Below are 18,376 nucleotides of genomic sequence, written 5' to 3' on the forward strand. Positions count from 1 at the left end.
GCTATCTGCCTCCTGCCTTCCTCGATAAAAATAATCATGAAAATAGTTAGTAGTTAGTGCGACTGACTACTGACAACTTGTCATTGAAGGTGATAAGGAGTGTCTAGATTTTTCCAGCCTACCTAATCTGTGATGTTAAATGTTTCAAAAGTTAAAAAGGAGGATTGTAATAAGTTCGGTATTGTATTGCCAGAAGCCAGCAATATGATGATGAAGCCATGAACAAAACCGTTGAAGTTCTACCGGATCAGCCAGCGCTGGTTGCACGAGCGCTAAAATTAATTCTGTCCAAATTAGAAACTGCCATTGAGCAGCGTGGGCGGTTTACCATTGCCTTATCTGGCGGCAGTACACCTAAACCGTTATACGAAGCGATCGCTACTCAAAAACTACCTTGGGATAAAATTCATATATTCTGGGGGGATGAGCGTTATGTACCACCAGATCATCCCGATAGCAATGAGCTAATGACGCGTCGTGCGTGGCTAGATCGTGTTGATATCCCAGTGGCTAACATTCACCCCGTACCAACTTTAGAAGCCAATCCAGAACTGGCTGCTGGTAAGTATGAAAAACATCTCAAAGAATTTTTCAATTCTTCTGGGGTTGAGTTCCCCGCGTTGGATGTAGTATTACTAGGAATGGGTGATGATGCACATACCGCATCTTTGTTTCCCCATACAGAGGCTCTTAAAGTACGCGATCGCCTCGTGACTGTGGGTAACAAAGACGGAAACCCCAGAATAAGTTTCACATACCCCTTCATCAACTCTGCTCGTAGCGTGATTTTTCTGGTTGCTGGTGCTAATAAACGACCAGCTTTAGCGCAAGTCTTTGCACCTGTAGCCGATGACTTCACTTACCCATCCCGCTTAATTCAGCCCCAAGGTGAACTTTGGTGGCTGCTAGATGCGGCAGCAGGTTTGGAACTCCAACATTGAATAATGGGGAATTGGGCATGGGGCATGGGGCATGGGGCATGGGAAAGAGGCAGAGGGGCAGAGGGGCAGAGGGGAAAAACTTACTGCAACTTCCCCCCTGCTCCCCTGCTCCCCTTCTCCCCTGCTCCCCTACTCCCCTACTCCCCTACTCCCCTACTCCTTTGCTTCCCTGCTTCCCGTATCCAATTCATCGTTCTATCAGCAGTAATTGCTAGAATCTAAAACTAGGGCCGCCTTCTGCTTGCCAGTCCTACTACTTTGTCAAGCTAATTTTGAGGGTTTGTAGTAAGCACACTTTGTGCTTAGAAAATAAGGACTAAAGTCCTTACTACGAACTTGCTTACCCATCAATTTAAACTTGACAGATTACTACTTATATCTATGATGATCTTGAACAAAGGCTAAATATCGATGATCGTCTGCCCTAATTGCAATCATCCCAACCCTGATGGCGCTGTCCAGTGTGAAGCTTGCTATACACCGTTACCCGCAACTACTAACTGTCCCAGTTGTGGGGCAACTGTGCAAGCAGATGCCGCATTCTGTGGTCAGTGTGGCTATAACCTTCATTCAGCAGGAGTTCCACACGTTCATCCCGCAACAGTAGCTACAACAGTTACTCCCGATGTTCCTGTGGAAGTGCCAGCGTTAGTTCCACCAGATCCACTGTTAGAACTTTTGCAACCAGATTCCTTGGGAATAAGCGGTTCTACTAACTCCCATCCTCCTAGCTCATCTTTACCACCAACAGAGGTGGCAGTTCCCCCAGAACCAGCGCCACAGGTATCTGTTTCAAACAGTAGCCCTCCAGAACTGGCACAAACCGTTGCAGCTCAACCTGTAGTCTCTATACAAAGTATTCCTACTCCACCACCCTTAGAACCAGCGCCCGCCCCTGAAGCCGAAGTACCCGCGCCAGCAGCACCAGCACCAACTGTAACTGCTGCCAGAACGCAATTGCAGCAGGTTACAGCGAAGTTAATCCACGTTCAAAGCGATTTGCTAATTGAATTGCCGCAAAATCTCTCTGTAATTCATATTGGCAAGTCCAATGACCGGATTCCCCCAGATATAGATGTTTCAGGATTTCCCAATTCAGAAATTGTCTCGCGGATTCATGCAGATATTCGCGTTGAGGGAGATGCTCATTATGTAGAGGATGTGGGAAGTTCTAATGGTACTTACATTAATAATTTGCCACTTTTACCAGGAAACCGTCATCGCTTGCGACCAGGCGATCGCATCAGTTTGGGTAAAGGAGACTTAATGACATTCCTCTTTCAACTTGCTTAACTGATTCTTGATCAATTGTGACATCAGTCTAAGCATTTTCTGCCCACCCTCCGGCATCCCTTTGGGAGGATCAACAAATAAACCGCATCGGACAAGCGACGGATAACTATGTTGTTTTTGATAGCGCCATAGTTCACAGCCGTCGCTTCGAGGTGCGAATTGTTGCATTGCCCAGCAACTCCATTACCTTAATAATTACACTAGGATGGATGAAAATACACTGCCAATTTTAGATTGTGAATTTTTCAGAAAATCTAAAATCCAAAATCCAAAATCCAAAATTGAGTGACCTATGAGGGAACCAAGTAAAAATTTTGAAACCTTGCTCACCAAAGAAGCCCCGCCAGTTGTTGAACGTATGGGGCTAACCTGGCTAATTGCAGCAGCGATCGCAACTGCTTTACTGTGGCAAGTACCAGGAGGAGATTATATCTTATACCCGTTTACAATTCTGGCAACTTGGTTTCATGAAATGGGTCACGGCTTAATGGCACTCCTATTAGGGGGACAGTTCCGGCAATTAGAGATTTTTAGCAATGGTTCCGGTGTTGCAACTTATAGCATCCGATCGTCATTGGGGCCAATTGGTCTGGCATTGATTGCAGCCGCAGGGCCAATGGGGCCGCCTCTTGCCGGTGCAGCTTTGATTCTGGCTTCCCGCAGTTTTAGAGCAGCTTCTTTGAGTTTGAAAATTTTAGGCGGTTTTTTGCTATTTTCCACCTTAATTTGGGTACGTTCCTGGTTTGGATTGGTAGCAATTCCTTTGTTGGGTTTAATAATCTTGGGTATCGCCCTGAAAGCACCTCGTTGGGCACAAGGATTTGCTATTCAATTTTTGGGTGTACAAGCTTGTGTGAGTACCTTCCATCAACTTAATTATCTATTTAGTAGTTCTGCTGGTTCCCTTGGACTCTCTGATACAGCGCAAATGCAGAGGTATTTGCTTTTACCTTACTGGTTTTGGGGCGGGTTGATGGCGATCGCATCTCTGGTGATTTTAGTCCAAAGTCTCCGCGTTGCCTATCGTTCGGAGTAATGAGTAAGAGGCATCATCAAAAGATTTTCTGCACAAACTATCTCGTAGGATAGTTAACGAAAACCAAGTAATTGTGGTCGAAAATCTTAATATTAAGGGCATGATGCAAAACCACTGCCTAGCTAAATCCATCCATCAGGTTGGTTGGGGAATGTTTTGCACAATGCTGAAATATAAGGCAGAAATGGAAGGAAAGATTTACCAAGAAGTAGATAGATTTTTCCCTAGTTCCAAAACCTGTCATGTTTGCCTAAATCAAGTTGGTCGTTTACCTCTTGATGTAAGATTCTGGACTTGTGAGAATTGCAAAACTAAGCATGATAGGGATATTAACGCCAGTATTAACCTTCGAGATGAAGGACTACGGATTTTGACCTCTGGAATGGGGGATAAAGCCTGTCGCCCAGATGTAAGTCGGAGTAACAGAGGACGCAAGAAATCTACTACTGCGCTTTCTGCTGGACAGGAAGCCCACACTGTACCGTCAGGTCAGTGTGGGTAGTTCACTAACCTTGTTGTTACTACTGATGAACTTTATTGTTCCGAGTTTTTCTGGATCGCGATCGCTACAGGTTCCCCATAGCACTTTCCTGGCTCAAGTAGAAGCTTAATTCGATCAGATAATTCACAAATTAATCTAAAGATGATACCGCAAGACGCACGACAATACGCACCAGCAACCGAGCGTAACCGCGAACCAATTCTAGAAGTACTTTTACAAGTGTTGCCGGAGAGTGGCACTATTTTAGAGATAGCAAGTGGAACTGGTGAACACGCAGTCTTTTTTGCTTCCAGGCTCAGGGATTGTTTGTGGCTGCCAACAGATGCAAATCCACAATCAAGAGCTAGCATTATTGCATGGACTGAACACAATGTATGTGATAACGTTTATTCACCGCAACATCTTGATGTCAGAGAACCAGTTTGGGTAGTGGAGAATAGTTCATTTGATTGGCTCTCTAAGAAGCCAATTGTTGCCATCGTCAACATCAATATGATTCACATTTCACCTTGGTCAGCCTGTTTGGGGTTAATGGCAGGAGCAGGTCGTATCTTAAAAACAGGAGGTATCCTCTATTTGTATGGCCCCTTCAAACAAAGTGGAAAACTAGAAGCAGCAAGTAATACAGCTTTTGACGAATATTTACGTGCCGAAAACCCAGAGTGGGGTGTACGTAACTTGGATGATGTTGTAGCAGTAGCTAGCGCACAAAATCTCACCTTGAAACAGATTTACCAAATGCCAGCAAATAATCTTTCAGTAGTGTTTCAACGTTCTACAGCAATCCGATAGCGAAGCGGTAGCAAGTCTTGTCTACGACACGCTACGCGAACGAGCGTCTTTGATTTCTGAATCACTCGTAGAGGTAAGGGACTGGGGATTGGGGACTGGGAAGAAGGAATAAAGGCAATACTGCTCGGTTAAGGATTTTTAACTCGGAATTTGGTTTAGGGAAAAGGTTAAAGGGTAAAGGTTAAAGGTTTTTTCTTTCCCCTTTCCCCCGCCCCTTATCCCCAGAGGGGGCCCCACCTTCCCCTTTTCCCCTTAACCGACAAGTATTGGGAATAAAGGTAATTATGGATGGTGAAAACATTTTCAGTGATGGGCGAACCTATCGGTTAAATTAAGCCTTGTTGTAATTGAAAATATTGTAGAGTACAGAATTGTCCTAAGTATTGCCCTACGCAACTCACCCTATGACTACCGCACCCTTAAGCTGGGAAGAACTAGAAACCCTCACGGACTATCAAATAGATACGGTTAATGGTCTCACCAACGCTAAAGCCAGGTTGCGCTTGTTTGGTCAGTCCGAATCTGATGTGCGGGTAACGCTGTATCGCGATAACCACGCTTGGTGTCCTTACTGTCAAAAAGTTTGGTTATGGCTAGAGGAAAAACAAATCCCCTATCGGATCGAAAAAGTGACAATGTTTTGCTATGGGGAGAAAGAAAGTTGGTACAAACGTAAAGTACCATCAGGAATGCTCCCCGCGATCGAGCTAGATGGACGGATTATTAAGGAAAGCGATGACATTTTGATCGCTTTGGAAAAGGTATTTGATCCATTGAACCAAGGGATGGAAGACCGCATGGTGCTTCCTCTACGTCAATTAGAACGACTTTTATTTAGAGCCTGGTGCACTTGGCTGTGTTCTAGAGTCGGTTCCTCTCAACAAGAACAACGCAACCGAGAACAATTTATCGGAGTGGTGGCTCAGGTCGAGGAGGCTCTGGGTCGCACCCCAAGCCCTTACTTTCTAGATAGCTTCGGCATCGTCGATGTCATTTTTACACCTTATGTCGAACGGATGAATGCGAGCCTTTACTACTACAAGGGCTACTCCCTACGAGAGGAAAACCCTCGCTTGAGCGCATGGTTTGCCGCAATGGAAAGCCGACCTACCTACTGCGGTACCCAAAGCGACTTTCACACCCACGTACATGATTTGCCGCCTCAGATGGGGGGTTGTTGGGAAAACGGCGAACCCCAGATGCTTATCAATAAAGCGCGGGTGGATAACGGCCCCTGGTTTGGGCTACCAGATGTTGCTTATCCAGAACCCGAAAATTCTCGTATGGAAGCTCTTAAACGAACTATCGAACACCGCATCAATATTATCCGAGTCAACCCCTTAGATGATAAATTGTTTGATCAAGCGCTACGTTGTGCTTTAACACACATGATGACAGGTGAAGACTGTGTACCTCCATCGGGATCTGATGTCGCTCTCCGATATTTGCGCGATCGCATTAATGTACCACGAGACATGTCTATCTACGCAGCCAAGCGATTGAGGGAATCTCTGGAGAAAACCGCAGCCCTTGCGGGTGATGGACAGCCAGCCCCCATTCCCACTAAGCATCGACGAGATCAAGACCCGTCTAACTTTGCCATCAAGTAAAATATACTGTTAAAAAAATTCGCCGCTAATAACTCTTGCCTTAGCGTCCTTCGCGGTTCGATACCCTAACCATGTCCACCCAACCCACAATTCAAAGCATATACACCGATGGTGCTTGCACCGGCAATCCTGGCCCTGGCGGCTGGGGTGTTGTTGTCTACTTCAGCGATGGTTCAATCCACGAAATGGGCGATGCATCCCCTCATACCACTAATAATAAAATGGAGATGCAAGCTGCGATCGCAGCCCTCCAATTCTTGCAAACATCTGAACAAACCCAACCCATTACCCTGCATACCGATAGCGAATACCTAATTAACTGCGTTACCAAGTGGGTGAAAGGCTGGAAAATGAAAGGCTGGAAAAAATCAGATGGTAAACCAGTCCAAAACCAAGACCTTTTAGAAATTTTGGATCAACTCAATACCCAACAGGTAAAATGGCAACACGTCCGAGGACATTCTGGTAACATAGGTAACGAACGTTGTGATGTGATCGCTCGCACATACGCCAGCGGCAAAACCCCTTCTCTGCAACAATTATCTTCCAAAAATATTTACAAATCTTTACCTTCCCAAAATGAACTAAATGTAGCAAAAGTAGCTGATTATGAAAAAAACTCTAGAATAACTAACCAAAGTCCGCAAGAAATCAGTACTTCTGCACCAGAAATAACCGTTATGGAACCATCAACTGGCCCAACTACGGCCGCAACAGATGAAAAACCGCCAGAAATGAGGGTTTCGCAACTCCGCAGCTTGGTCGAAACTCTGCGTATTGCTGATGAAATTTCTGAAAAAGGCTACTTAATCACCAGTTCTGAGTTAGCAGACTTGATGGATGTCCACGCTAGCGCTGTCACTAGTCGTGGAGATCAATGGCGTTGGCGAAACTGGATAGTGTCACGGGTACGTCGTGAAGGAAATCAAATTCTTTGGGAATTGGAACGTGGGGATCAAGTAGGAGGTGAAGAGGATTAAGGGAATGGGGAGTGGGGAGTGGGGAGTGGGGAATGGGGAATTTTATTTCTAAGTCCTCACTCAGCACTCATCACTAACCACTATACTTGCGTCCTCGCCACTCGCGGGGGGTGCGGAACGCAGATAAGAAGATTCGTAGCACAGCTAAGGGATCGGCTAAAGGGGAAAGCCAGAATAACCAGCCGCCTTTAGCGTTTGTGCGATCATAAGAAGGTGCGATCGCTATTAGCATAGCAAAGCGAATCACCAGCAGGAATAAATTCAGTCCCAGCAGGAGAAGTGTAGGGATGGGTAGAGACGCGATTAATCCCGTCTGTAGCAAGTGTGAGAGTAGGGAAGAAATCAACAGGTAAGTGAGGACAATTAAAAGGGGTAGACCTTGAACAGATGTGAGTAGCCATAAATCTCCCCACAACTGAGAACGAGAAGTTGCATCTTTGAGATCGAGACTGCGCCCCCATTCCTTCCACGTCTCCATCGCCCCTTCATACATCCGTACTTTTAACACCTTTGCGCCATCTAAAAAGCCCACTTTATACCCTTGGATAGCAATATTCCGTGCTAACGTGACATCATCACAAAAAGAACTTCTCGCACTGCTATAACCACCCACAGCAGCAAGAACGGAGCGACGACACAAAAAGCACTGCCCATTAGCCATAACCCGTTCTGGCTGCTCTGCATTAATCCCCGCTGGGTCAAATCGGTAAAGCAGAGTCATCAACAAAGCGGGTTGTAGCCAGCATTCTCCTGGATATTTGAGAATGAACTGGGGTGAAAGGGAAACCAAGTCATAGCCTTGTGCTTCAGCCGTCTTCACCAAACCAGCCACTAAACCAGGATGTGGTTGGATATCAGCATCTAGCCCCAGAAACCACTGACTAGCCTCTGAGCTATATAGAAAACCGTTATGCAACGCCCAAGGACGCCCTACCCAACCATCGGGTAAGGGATCATCTGTCATGATGCGAAAGCGCGGATCTTTCTGCTGTGAGGCTTTTACCAAGTCGGGAGTACCATCACTAGACTTGCTATCTACAACCATAATTTCTCGAACTTCATAGCTTTGCTGACTTAAACCAGCCAACAGAGGGCTAATGCGAAGCGCCTCATTTAGTGTGGGAACCACGACGCTAACTTTACCCAAAAGCTCCGGTGTCGGCTGTTGGGGTTCTATTGGAGGATGGCGTCTTGGCCCCTTTAACAGGCGCGAAAATAGAATTGCCGTTGCTGGTAACTGGATAAGTAGCAATAAAAGGGAGATAGCGCTTTCTACTATCAAAGCGCTGTCATTGGTCATTGGTCATTGGTCATTGGTCATTGGTCATTGGTCATTGGTCATTAGAAATGGGGCATAGGGCATAGGGCATAGGGCATGGGGCATGGGGCATTGACTATTACCCTTGTCTTCCCCATCTCCCTCATCTCCCCCACTCCCCACTCCTTAATTTATCGTCTTATTTCAAGGCAACTTCAACTTTTGCTACTGATACTTCTTTGCTTACTGGTTCAACAGTAACTTGAGCGGGTGTGGTTGAACTCCTTAACCACAGCGCCACAGCCGGAGTTACACCTAGCAATAAACCGAGCAATACAGGTATAGAGAATCCAGCTGCCAAGCTGAGTCCGGCGGCGAAGGCAAAGTTAGTTAAATAAACGACTAAAGGCAGATTGAGTTGCGATCGCTCTAATTTAATCGAAGCGTTTCTCCACAATAATCCTGCCACACTCATGAACAGTGTACTAGTACCAAACCAACCTGCATAATTCTGGTATGGTGTCCCAAAGAAAGCTCCTGGTTGTTCCCAATACCAGAAAGGCAAAGAAGATTGACTCATAGCTGGCTCAAGAGCAAAGTCCCAGCAAGTAAAGAGCAAAGCACCAACGGCAATAGCAGCAATATGGCGTCCCCAACTGGGTTTTTGAGCTACTTTCAAGCCAGTTCTAGCAATTAAGTAAGACGACAGCCCAACATAAAACCAAGATAAAGGAATAGTGAAAGGAACTAGCCCGCCAATCTTATAACCCAAGCCACTTAAGTAGCTATAATCACCAAATGGAAACCCTGTGCTAGTTCCCAGAAGTTCACTCCCCAAAGATATAAACACAGCAGGCAGCATAAATGCTAGCCAATTTCCTAATCCCAAGGTTCGGTAGGCATAAATAGAAACAGCTACCGTCCCCAAGATAATATCAACAACACCGCCACCAGCCATACTTAACTGTATGGCAGTTTCTCCAACCTGCGATAAGTTGAAAATTATTTCGGCATTAGGTACTACCAGTAGCATCCCTACCAGTCCAAAGGCTTTTGACACGATATGACCAATGAGGCATACGCGTTCAGCAATAACAAGTTGTCTCATGATAATTCCTTAACAAGATGTGACACGCGGCTACTCGGCTGCTAACAGTTTACAAATGTTTAACAACATATTTAACTACTTTGTACCGCAATTCTCGACAAACTTGTTTGGCTTTCTTGGGAACAGCATAACAGCCTATTGATTGAAGCTATAAGAAATATGATGTTAAACTTACTAGTCTAAGCCATATAGTCAAAATCTACATAATTTCATCTCCAATAACTTCTAGTTTCTCGTCTCATTGATAGCCACATCGTGAAAAACTCCTTTTATACTGGGATATCTTTGAGGGAGAACAACCATCATCAACTGAGCAAGCCCTCAAGCAAAATAAAGTCTTGAGTTACTAGACTTAGTTATGGGATCTTGACCCTGTACTAGAAATATAAACCCATGTCAATTTTGAAAAGAGTTCCTTGGGTGTCGCTGGCGCTAGTACTGCTGAGTTACAGTACTTTGGGCTGGGTAATATCTGAAACACGTGCCCCTCTGTTTGTGTGGGTGGCAACTGTAGTTGCTATCTTGCTTTTAATAGTAACGTTGACTGCTCCTTGGCCAAAGATGACATATTACTACAGTATTTTGCTTCAATCAAATACCAGGTCTTTCGGCGTTGCCGTCTTAGCAGCTTTCTTATTCTTTATCATGATTGCCTGGTTTCGAGTATTTCTTGATACCTTACTCATCATTTCAGCGACTATATTAGTCAGGATAGATTTTCAAAGAGCGGGTCTTAGGGAAGGACTAGCCTTTTACACTGCATCTATTTTTTCATTGGGAGGTTTAGCTTTGGGTGCGCTAATTTACAAGTTAATATATTCCCAAATTCCGCTAACGTGATCAAATATAACCGAAAAAGCTAGCAATGCCTGGGTTGGGCTGCGCCAACGCTTCAGAATCACTATTACATTACCCATAACTTACTGTTTAGCTCAGATTCCCAACTTCTTAAACAAGTCGGGAATATTTTTCTTCTCTTGTTTTTCAATACTTAAGTTCAAAATGCAGGCTGTTCAAATAGCATTAGAGAGAGGAAAAAATCCATAATAAAAATTGACACCCAACTAGTAACAACTGCTTTTGTTGCCGATTCTCCTACTTCCTTTGCTCCCCCTCTAGTAGTTAAACCCCAACTACAGCCAATGACAGCAACCAGCACTCCGAAAATAAATCCTTTTAGCAAAATAATAAACAAATCTGACGGTTGTAAAAAATTTCTAACTGATTCTAAAAATGTTTCGGGAATAATTTTGTAAAACTGTGATGCAGCAAAAACTCCGCCGATGATGCCCGTAACTAAAGCCAAAACCGTCATCAAAGGCACCATCAAACAACAAGCAATTACTCTAGGAAGTACTAGATAATCAATAGGATCAGTTTTGAGCATATAAAGTGCATCAATTTGCTCGGTGACTCGCATTGCACCTATTTCTGCTGCAAAAGCAGAACCAACTTGTCCAGCCATAATACTAGCGGTCAAAATTGGAGCCAATTCTCTGCAAAAAGCTAAGGCGAAAGCACCTCCCACAGCATTGACAGCCCCAAATCGGACTAATTCTCTCGCTGTCTGAATAGTAAAAATCATACCGGCAAAACCGCTGACAAGTAGAACTGGAGAGATAGAACCTGGGCCAGCAGTCACCAGATGTTGCAGAATCTTGCGATAGTAAGTTTTTCCTTGGAGTAAATGTAGCCACACCTGACCGAAAAGCAATACTGCTGCAAAACAGCGTGTAATCCAAGGTTGCTCAAAATTTGTTTTTGGTTGCAATTTTATCGTCCTTACGACTGACTTTTTTTGCACATTAGGTTATTTAAACTCTCCAAAATAAGACTACATACAGATACAAATGGCGGAAACTCAGCCAGATGTAATCTGACTTTCTCAATTACGTAGACGTAAAAAGTGTTGCTTCCCGCAGGATATTAGGAATTGGTATTAGGGTATGGTACATGAACAGACGCACTAGATGTTTATCCTCAAAGTAGAGGAGGTGTTTGGGGATGGTTCAATTTAGCTTAGTAAACTTTAGCCGAAAATAGTACATAAAACATGTGAGCTTTTTTTGCTGCGGTTCTGATGCTTTGTATGCTAGGGAGTTAAAATCTCTGGTCTATCAAACTGGGAAAAGTAATTGACTCAACTAAAAGGGTTTAAAAATTTAATAATATTGCCAAATAATTCCAAATAATTTTTTATGAACAGAATTAAATACATAATATGTATGTTCTTATTAATACTGCCTTTCTCCGTGGTAAATCCGGCTTTTGCATCTGTATGCCGCAATTACGATGTCTACGACGGTTTACGCCACCAGATTTGCATTCTCAGTATTAGCCGAAGTGCCAAAAATTATTGGGAATACAGGGCAACCGTTAGCGTAGATGGAGTAAAAAGACCCACCGAGGTTTACAATTGTCGTGAACGAGTAAAGGTTCAAGAGAGCGGGACTGTTTTGCCCTTTGAGCAAAAAGCCCCTGGTGAGATGGTATGCAGCTTTTTTAATTCTTCTCGGCGGTAAACACCCGCCAGATAATGAAGACAGTGAAACCTAGATAGGCGAATACTGTTAGCCATTCTTGCCAGCTACCAAATCCATTGTTCATCAGCAAAAGTAGGAAAATTAATATTTCTCTATCCTACACGCTGACGCTACCAGTTAGTTGCTGTATCTTGGGAGACGAAGGAAGGCTACTCAAAAATTCTTAGTTAATTTTCCGGAATCGATACCAATGGGGTGGTAGTACATATCAAGAGCATCGATATTATACTGAACCTCTATAACTAACCTTCGGGGAATATAGCCCCATTGTTTCCACTCAAAACCCGGTCTTAATGACCGGGTTTTTGATTTTATGTGATTTTGCTTACCTCTTCGCTTTCCATTCTTCTGGATTTCCGTATATCCACAGTATGGACATTGCACAGTAGATAACCTCAATTTATCACTCTATTATGCAACGCCGATTTGATTAGCGATCGCAGGGCTGTATTTTTCCATCAGCACTGACCTAACCGCAGCAGTATGCTGATAACGCAACTTTGACCAGTCCAGAGTGCTTGCATCATAACTGCCGTTAATAAATTAATATTTTACTACTTTGCTTAGAAACTTTTTAACAAAATATTTATCTACTTTACTACTTTGGATAGATAATTTCAAAAGTATTACTTCTGTAGAGTTATGTTCATTAACAGTCGAATATTTGTTTATATTTCCAATACAGAATTCGACGTTATTTCTTATGGCCAAAGAAGAATTAAGATTTTACCCATTTTTTTACGAAAGAGGAATATATAGGAATTAGATTGGATTTATTAACTTACTTGTGTAGGGAGGGAACAGGGTACAGAAAGAAGGGAATAGATGTGTATTTAGTTTTTTCAAAAATCAAATAGGAGTTCTATAATAATTCAATTTAAATGTGAAAAAACCGAAATTAAAAGTACAGTTTTCTAAACTTTTAAACGATTTTATTTCTCATGCTATTTCTTTTTGAATATGTGCATAGAGGACTTAGCAAAAACTCCGCTGTAGGGTAAATTCATGTAGATGCAAAGCAGATTACCGCAGGGTATTACCTCTACATAAATCAAGCGCAGCCTCATATACCAGTTTGAGAATCATCCACTCCCACCCTTGCTACAAAAATTAGTTAGTAGAACATAAACTAAAAGTAGCCAGAAAACAACCTTAAACGAAATTTTTCACAGCTATAAAAAGCTTTGCAAAGGAATTCAGACTTTCACCCTTTCACACTAGCAGCAATATTGTTCATGTTGAGTAGATGAGGATATTCGTTGAGAGTGATTTAAGATGTGAAAGTCGAATATTCTTTGTGATATTTTAACGAACAGATTCCAAAATTACTGTCGTCAAGATTAAGCAAAGAAGAATAAGTCCGCACCGGAAAATAACCCAATAGAAAACAAAGGGTAGTAGACTCATCGCAATATGTGAGCTTCCGAAAATAGCTGACAAAACGTAAGCGATCGCTAGACCAAATAATCCCAATGCAAAATATTTAATGAACTGGGAAGTCAAACGAAATAAAAAGCTGTGACGATTCGTATCCATGTTTTCCTCCTGATAAATAAATACAAAATAACAGGGTTGACGTGGCACTTTTTAGTACCATATCAACCCTGTTGTAGTCTTTTCCTAGACTCTCTTGGGCTGGAAAATTATTCACTTGTTCACCTCAAGAACGAAAACAATTTTCTACTGTTTCTCTAAAACTTGAGATGAAATAACTAGCTGGTAATTAGCTAAGTAAGTCGGTGCAATTAAAACTAACTGGTGGGGGCTGTCATTTGTCCTTTGTCATTAGTCATTAGTCATTGATAAGGGTTTTAAGCCTATTTACGTTTCGTAACATAATTTGGTTTATTCTCACCTACTTACTTAGAGCAATCAACAAAAACAACTAAAATCAGTCAATATCCAACAATTCAGATACCATCAAGCCAAATATCGGCGCGGTATTTCCCTTCTTGCATTTAGAAAAGTCTAGGCTGAGTAATCCAAACCCCTTTTTTAACAATCCCCTCAATCCCACTCGAAAGCGATCGCGATAGATAGATATCTGACTTTGGGTATCTGTCGGTAACTCCTCTAAATACCTATTTAGATCCGCATGAACGCAACGAAAAGAACCTCGGAAGGAGATGACACGCACTTCAAACTCTTCGGTTCCGATCTTGCGGATAGTCACTTCAATTATTCCATCCTTGCAAGTGTGACAGGCAAGAATATCTTTCTCAAGCAACTCAAATAATTCCTGAGCAGAATTTGAAGTTTCAGGTGTTGGCATAATGTGGGGTACCTCAGTGCTAGTTACTTCAGCTATCCTCGCGATTCACACCTAATTTGTTATCGATTTTACATTTATTGTTATAGATTCTACATTTACTTGATTAATCTTGTCAATCAGGTTGATAAGTAGAATTAACAAGTTGATAACAATTGATAATTTAGAGTATAGTTAGTAGTGGCTTGTCAATACGCTTTTGTGTATAAATGCTAGGCGATGTCTACGACGGGCTACGCCAAGGCACGGGACTAGGGAATGGGAAACCCGTTGAAGGAGGCAGAAGGCAGGAGGCAGGAGGAAAACAGCCTTTCTTGATAAATAAGTAGAGATATATCTCACATCTACCTCACATATATATATAAATAGTTTTGGCTGGAGAAATTTACTTCATGACGGAAATTCCTGAAAGTTTCTTGAGAGCGGTTACAGCCGAACACAACGTATCTGAGGCTGAGGTAAGTGCCTTACTTCTAGCTTTAGCTGGCCAAACGGCAGAATCTATTGCAACCACTCTCGAAATTAGTGCAGCCGCAGTGCGAAAGCGACTTGGTTCGGTTTACCAAAAGTTTGACATTGCTGGGAGTACTCCTGGGAAATTAGAGGTAATCAGGAGTATCTTCCAGGAAAGATATCAGTTATCAACAGTAGTTAATGCCTCATCCTGTTATGATTTTGGCGAAGCGCCTGATGTCCCGGTTTTCTTTGGGCGTGAGTCGGAGTTAGAGGTTTTAGAGGAATGGGTAAATAAAGATCGTTCCCGACTGGTGGGAATATTCGGGATGGGGGGAATTGGTAAAACAGCCTTATCTATTAAGCTGGCACAGAAAATTCAGGGACAGTTTGAGTATGTTATCTGGCGATCGCTACGTCATGCACCCTCTGTTAAGGAGATTTTTGCAGACCTGATTGAGTTTTTCTCTAAAAAGAATGAGCCTAAAGAAGTAGGAATTTCGCAATTGATTGCCTTTTTGCGGAAACATCGCTGTTTATTGGTACTGGATAATGTTGAGTCAGTCCTACTTGGAGGTGATTATGTCGGACAATATCGAGAAGGATATGAAGAATATGGAGAATTTTTCCGGCAAGTTGGGGAAATGCCTCATCAAAGCTGTTTGATTTTAACTAGTCGTGAAAGTCCGAAAGAAATCGTCACCTTAGAAGGGAATAATCTTAAAGTTCGATCATTGCAGCTAAGTGGGCTAGAAAAGATCGCTGCAAAAAGCATATTTGTAGGCAAAGGTGATTTTCTGGGTTCAGAGAAAGACTGGAACAAGTTAATTAATCAATATGCAGGTAATCCTTTAGCTTTAAAAATCGTTTGCAATACGATTCAAGAAGTTTTTGGTAGCAATATATCAGAGTTCATTAGTTGTGATATTTCCGTATTATTTGGAGATATTCGCAACCTTCTAGAACAGCAGTTTAATCGGCTATCGAATTTAGAAAAGGAAATTTTATACTGGCTAGGAATTAATTGCAAGCCTACGTCTTTTGGCGAATTACAAGCAGATATTATTTCAACTACATCACAACCACAATTAATAGAAGCTTTAGAATCTCTGCGGCGGCGATCGCTAATTTTTAACGAGAAGGGTTTGGCGAAATTCATGCTTCAAGCTGTAGTGATGGAATATATCATTAGCCAATTTGTTAACCAGGTTTGTGAAGAAATTGTTTCTGAGATTAATTTAGAAAATATTTCCTTGTTAAAAAGCCACGCTTTACTCAAAGCGCAGACAGAAGGAAAGGTCAGAAATGCCCAAATTCGTTTGATTTTAGTACCAGTTGTTGAAAAGCTAATTAATAGATTTGGTAATAAAGACCGAATTAAAGAACATCTCTTAAAAATAATAAAATTCTTGCAAGTAAATACTCCTTTGACATCAGGCTATGCTGGTGGGAATATTATTAACCTTCTTTGTCATCAAGGAATTGATTTAAATGGGTGTGATTTTTCCAATTTTAAGATATGGCAAGCATACCTAGTAAGTGTAAACTTGCATAATGTCAACTTTGCTAACTCTGATTTATCTAAATCTGTATTTACAGGAATATTCGATAGTATTTTATCAGTGGCATTTAACCCTGTAAATGGAGAAATTGTTGCGACAGGTGACGCTGATGGTCGAATTAGCTTTTGGCAAGCTACTTATGGTGAGCAACTATTTCATTGGAAGGCACATGATAACTGGGTAAGAACTGTTGCTTTTAGTCCCGATGGTAAAACTTTAGTCAGTTGTAGTGATGATCATACTGTGAAAATTTGGGATGTTGATAGCCAAAAACAACTGATGAAACTTGATGGACATAATAGCTGGGTCAGGTCTGTTGCCTTCAGTCATGATGGCAAAATTGTCGCCAGCGCTAGTAGTGATAAAACCATTAGACTCTGGGATCTAGATACCCAAAAATGCTGGGAAATTTTAGAAGATCATAATGATTTTGTTCGTTCTGTTGTCTTTAGCCCTGATGGAAAAATACTCGCTAGTGGTAGTGCTGACCAAACTGTTAGGCTTTGGGATGTAAAAACGGGTAAATGTTTGAAAACTCTTAAGGGACATACCAAATTAGTCCAGTCTGTAGTTTTTAGTTCTGATGGGGAAATACTTGCCAGTTGTAGCGACGACAAAACTGTGAAACTCTGGGATGTTAAAACGGGGAAGTTATTAAACACTTTGTCAGGACACACCAATTTAATCCATTCTATAGCCTTGAGTCCCATCTCTTCTTCAGAAGGAGGAGGGATTATTGCCAGTTGTAGCGACGACAAAACTGTGAAACTCTGGGATATTCAAACAGGGAAATTATTAAAAACTTTAGAAGCGCACAGTAATTCTATTCTCTCTGTTGCATTTAGTCCCGATGGAAAAACACTCGCTAGTGGTGGCTATGACAAAACCGTTCGGTTCTGGGACATCGAGACTTATCAATGCATCCAAATCTTGCAGGGATACACTAATTGGGTACACGATTTAGCCCTCAGTCCAGATGGGAAGATAATTGCTAGTAGTAATGATGATAAAACCGTCAGGCTATGGGATGTTGAGACTGACCAATGTATCAGCACCTTGGAAGGACACGCTGGCCGACTTTGGTCTGTTGCTTTTAGTCCGCTTCCTGGGGAACTATTAGCTAGCGGCGGTGATGACCAAACTATCCGCTTTTGGGATACTCTGAGTGGACAGTGTGTGAAAGTTTTGCAAAATAGCGATCGCATCCGCTCTATTGCTTTTAGTTATGATGGTCAAATTCTAGCTAGTAGTAGTATTGACTGCAACATTAAGCTATGGAATATTAGGACTGGCCAATGCTTTGAAACATTACACGGACATACAAATTGGGTGCAGTCTATCAGTTTTAGCCCTGATGGTGAAATTCTCGCAAGTGGAAGTGATGATCAAACACTGCGGCTATGGAATGTTCATACAGGGGAATGTATTCGGGTTTTGGAAGGACATACTATGCGAATATGGTCTGTTGCTTTTCAAGGGCAATTTGGAGGGCTATTAGCTAGTGGCGGTGATGACAAAACAGTACGGCTATGGGATGTTCAGACTGGCGAATGTTCCAAAATTTTAGTCAATAATGATTGGATACGTTCTGTTGCTTTTAGTCCTGATGGTAAGATTATTGGCTGTGCTTGTGTTAATCACACTATAGAAATTTGGGATATTGACACAGGTAAACGTCTGATTATTTTGCAAGGACATAGTAATTGGGTTCGTTCTGTTGCCTTTAGTTCTGATGGAACTTTGTATAGTGGTTCCCAGGATGGAGCTATTAAGCAATGGAATGTCAAAACTGGAGAGTGTATCAAAACACTCATGTCAAAAAGACCTTATGAAGGAATGAATATCAAGGGTATTTCCGGTCTAGGGGAAGAACAAAAAAATACACTTAAAGAATTGGGTGCTGTTGAAGATTAATTGGTTAACTAATCATAATGTTCTTTAATTGCACTATAGGACTCATATTTGATTTCTGAAAAAACTCAGTACAACTAAGAAGCCTTCTTTCCTGTTGCCTGTATACGCAAATTAG

General features: G+C 42.2%; 15 protein-coding genes and 2 pseudogenes. 10 read left to right on the forward strand and 7 right to left on the reverse strand.

Annotated features, from left to right (window positions below):
• The first annotated feature begins 218 nt into the window (after positions 1-218).
• From pgl to rnhA, 7 genes are all read left to right on the forward strand, one after another.
• Positions 219-941, forward strand: coding sequence for a 6-phosphogluconolactonase (gene pgl / locus RRG12_RS25190; protein WP_420761041.1), 723 nt, complete (start codon positions 219-221; stop codon positions 939-941).
• Positions 942-1,352: 411 nt separating this feature from the next.
• Complete coding sequence (locus tag RRG12_RS25195) at positions 1,353-2,234, forward strand: FHA domain-containing protein (RefSeq protein WP_069072933.1); 882 nt, start codon at positions 1,353-1,355, stop codon at positions 2,232-2,234.
• Positions 2,235-2,526: 292 nt separating this feature from the next.
• Positions 2,527-3,270 (forward strand): M50 family metallopeptidase, encoded by a 744-nt coding sequence (locus tag RRG12_RS25200; protein WP_069072932.1) that lies wholly within the window; start codon positions 2,527-2,529, stop codon positions 3,268-3,270.
• Between the two features lie 28 nt (positions 3,271-3,298).
• Entirely contained in the window at positions 3,299-3,772 is a 474-nt protein-coding gene (locus RRG12_RS25205) for an RNA-guided endonuclease InsQ/TnpB family protein (protein WP_420761052.1), read from the forward strand.
• Positions 3,773-3,913: 141 nt separating this feature from the next.
• Positions 3,914-4,564, forward strand: coding sequence for a DUF938 domain-containing protein (locus tag RRG12_RS25210; RefSeq protein ID WP_420761042.1), 651 nt, complete (start codon positions 3,914-3,916; stop codon positions 4,562-4,564).
• A 404-nt stretch (positions 4,565-4,968) separates the two neighbouring features.
• Complete coding sequence (locus RRG12_RS25215; protein ID WP_420761043.1) at positions 4,969-6,174, forward strand: glutathione S-transferase family protein; 1,206 nt, start codon at positions 4,969-4,971, stop codon at positions 6,172-6,174.
• 71 nt (positions 6,175-6,245) lie between these two features.
• Entirely contained in the window at positions 6,246-7,154 is a 909-nt protein-coding gene (gene rnhA, locus RRG12_RS25220; protein WP_420761044.1) for a ribonuclease HI, read from the forward strand.
• A gap of 73 nt (positions 7,155-7,227) precedes the next feature.
• On the opposite strand, the gene cruG is transcribed toward rnhA, so the two are convergent.
• Positions 7,228-8,454, reverse strand: coding sequence for a 2'-O-glycosyltransferase CruG (gene cruG, locus RRG12_RS25225; protein WP_420761045.1), 1,227 nt, complete (start codon positions 8,452-8,454; stop codon positions 7,228-7,230).
• A 157-nt stretch (positions 8,455-8,611) separates the two neighbouring features.
• Positions 8,612-9,520 carry a gamma-carotene 1'-hydroxylase CruF gene (gene cruF, locus RRG12_RS25230; protein WP_069072927.1) on the reverse strand — a complete coding sequence of 303 codons (909 nt, stop codon included), beginning with the start codon at positions 9,518-9,520 and terminating at the stop codon, positions 8,612-8,614.
• Positions 9,521-9,913: 393 nt separating this feature from the next.
• Here cruF and RRG12_RS25235 point away from each other — a divergent pair, with 393 nt between their 5' ends.
• Complete coding sequence (locus tag RRG12_RS25235; protein WP_420761046.1) at positions 9,914-10,360, forward strand: hypothetical protein; 447 nt, start codon at positions 9,914-9,916, stop codon at positions 10,358-10,360.
• 157 nt (positions 10,361-10,517) lie between these two features.
• Here the strand turns inward: RRG12_RS25235 and RRG12_RS25240 are convergent, their stop codons facing one another.
• On the reverse strand, positions 10,518-11,291 hold the full coding sequence (locus RRG12_RS25240) for an MlaE family lipid ABC transporter permease subunit (RefSeq protein ID WP_069072925.1): 774 nt from the start codon (positions 11,289-11,291) through the stop codon (positions 10,518-10,520).
• Between the two features lie 454 nt (positions 11,292-11,745).
• Between RRG12_RS25240 and RRG12_RS25245 the strand changes: the two genes are divergently transcribed.
• Entirely contained in the window at positions 11,746-12,042 is a 297-nt protein-coding gene (locus RRG12_RS25245) for a hypothetical protein (protein WP_420761047.1), read from the forward strand.
• A 324-nt stretch (positions 12,043-12,366) separates the two neighbouring features.
• On the opposite strand, the pseudogene RRG12_RS25250 reads toward RRG12_RS25245, so the two are convergent.
• The 4 genes and pseudogenes from RRG12_RS25250 to RRG12_RS25265 form a co-directional block, all read right to left on the reverse strand.
• Positions 12,367-12,447, reverse strand: a pseudogene (locus RRG12_RS25250) (transposase-like zinc-binding domain-containing protein); the annotation flags it as partial.
• Between the two features lie 39 nt (positions 12,448-12,486).
• Positions 12,487-12,600 (reverse strand): annotated as a pseudogene (locus RRG12_RS25255) (integrase); the annotation flags it as partial.
• Between the two features lie 768 nt (positions 12,601-13,368).
• Positions 13,369-13,599: a hypothetical protein gene (locus RRG12_RS25260; RefSeq protein WP_420761048.1), complete on the reverse strand. Its 231-nt coding sequence runs from the start codon at positions 13,597-13,599 to the stop codon at positions 13,369-13,371.
• 355 nt (positions 13,600-13,954) lie between these two features.
• Positions 13,955-14,335: a hypothetical protein gene (locus RRG12_RS25265; RefSeq protein WP_069072923.1), complete on the reverse strand. Its 381-nt coding sequence runs from the start codon at positions 14,333-14,335 to the stop codon at positions 13,955-13,957.
• A gap of 389 nt (positions 14,336-14,724) precedes the next feature.
• Between RRG12_RS25265 and RRG12_RS25270 the strand changes: the two genes are divergently transcribed.
• Positions 14,725-18,261, forward strand: coding sequence for an NB-ARC domain-containing protein (locus RRG12_RS25270; RefSeq protein WP_420761049.1), 3,537 nt, complete (start codon positions 14,725-14,727; stop codon positions 18,259-18,261).
• The last annotated feature ends 115 nt before the right edge of the window (positions 18,262-18,376 follow it).

It is taken from the genome of Nostoc sp. CALU 546, assembly GCF_048836525.1.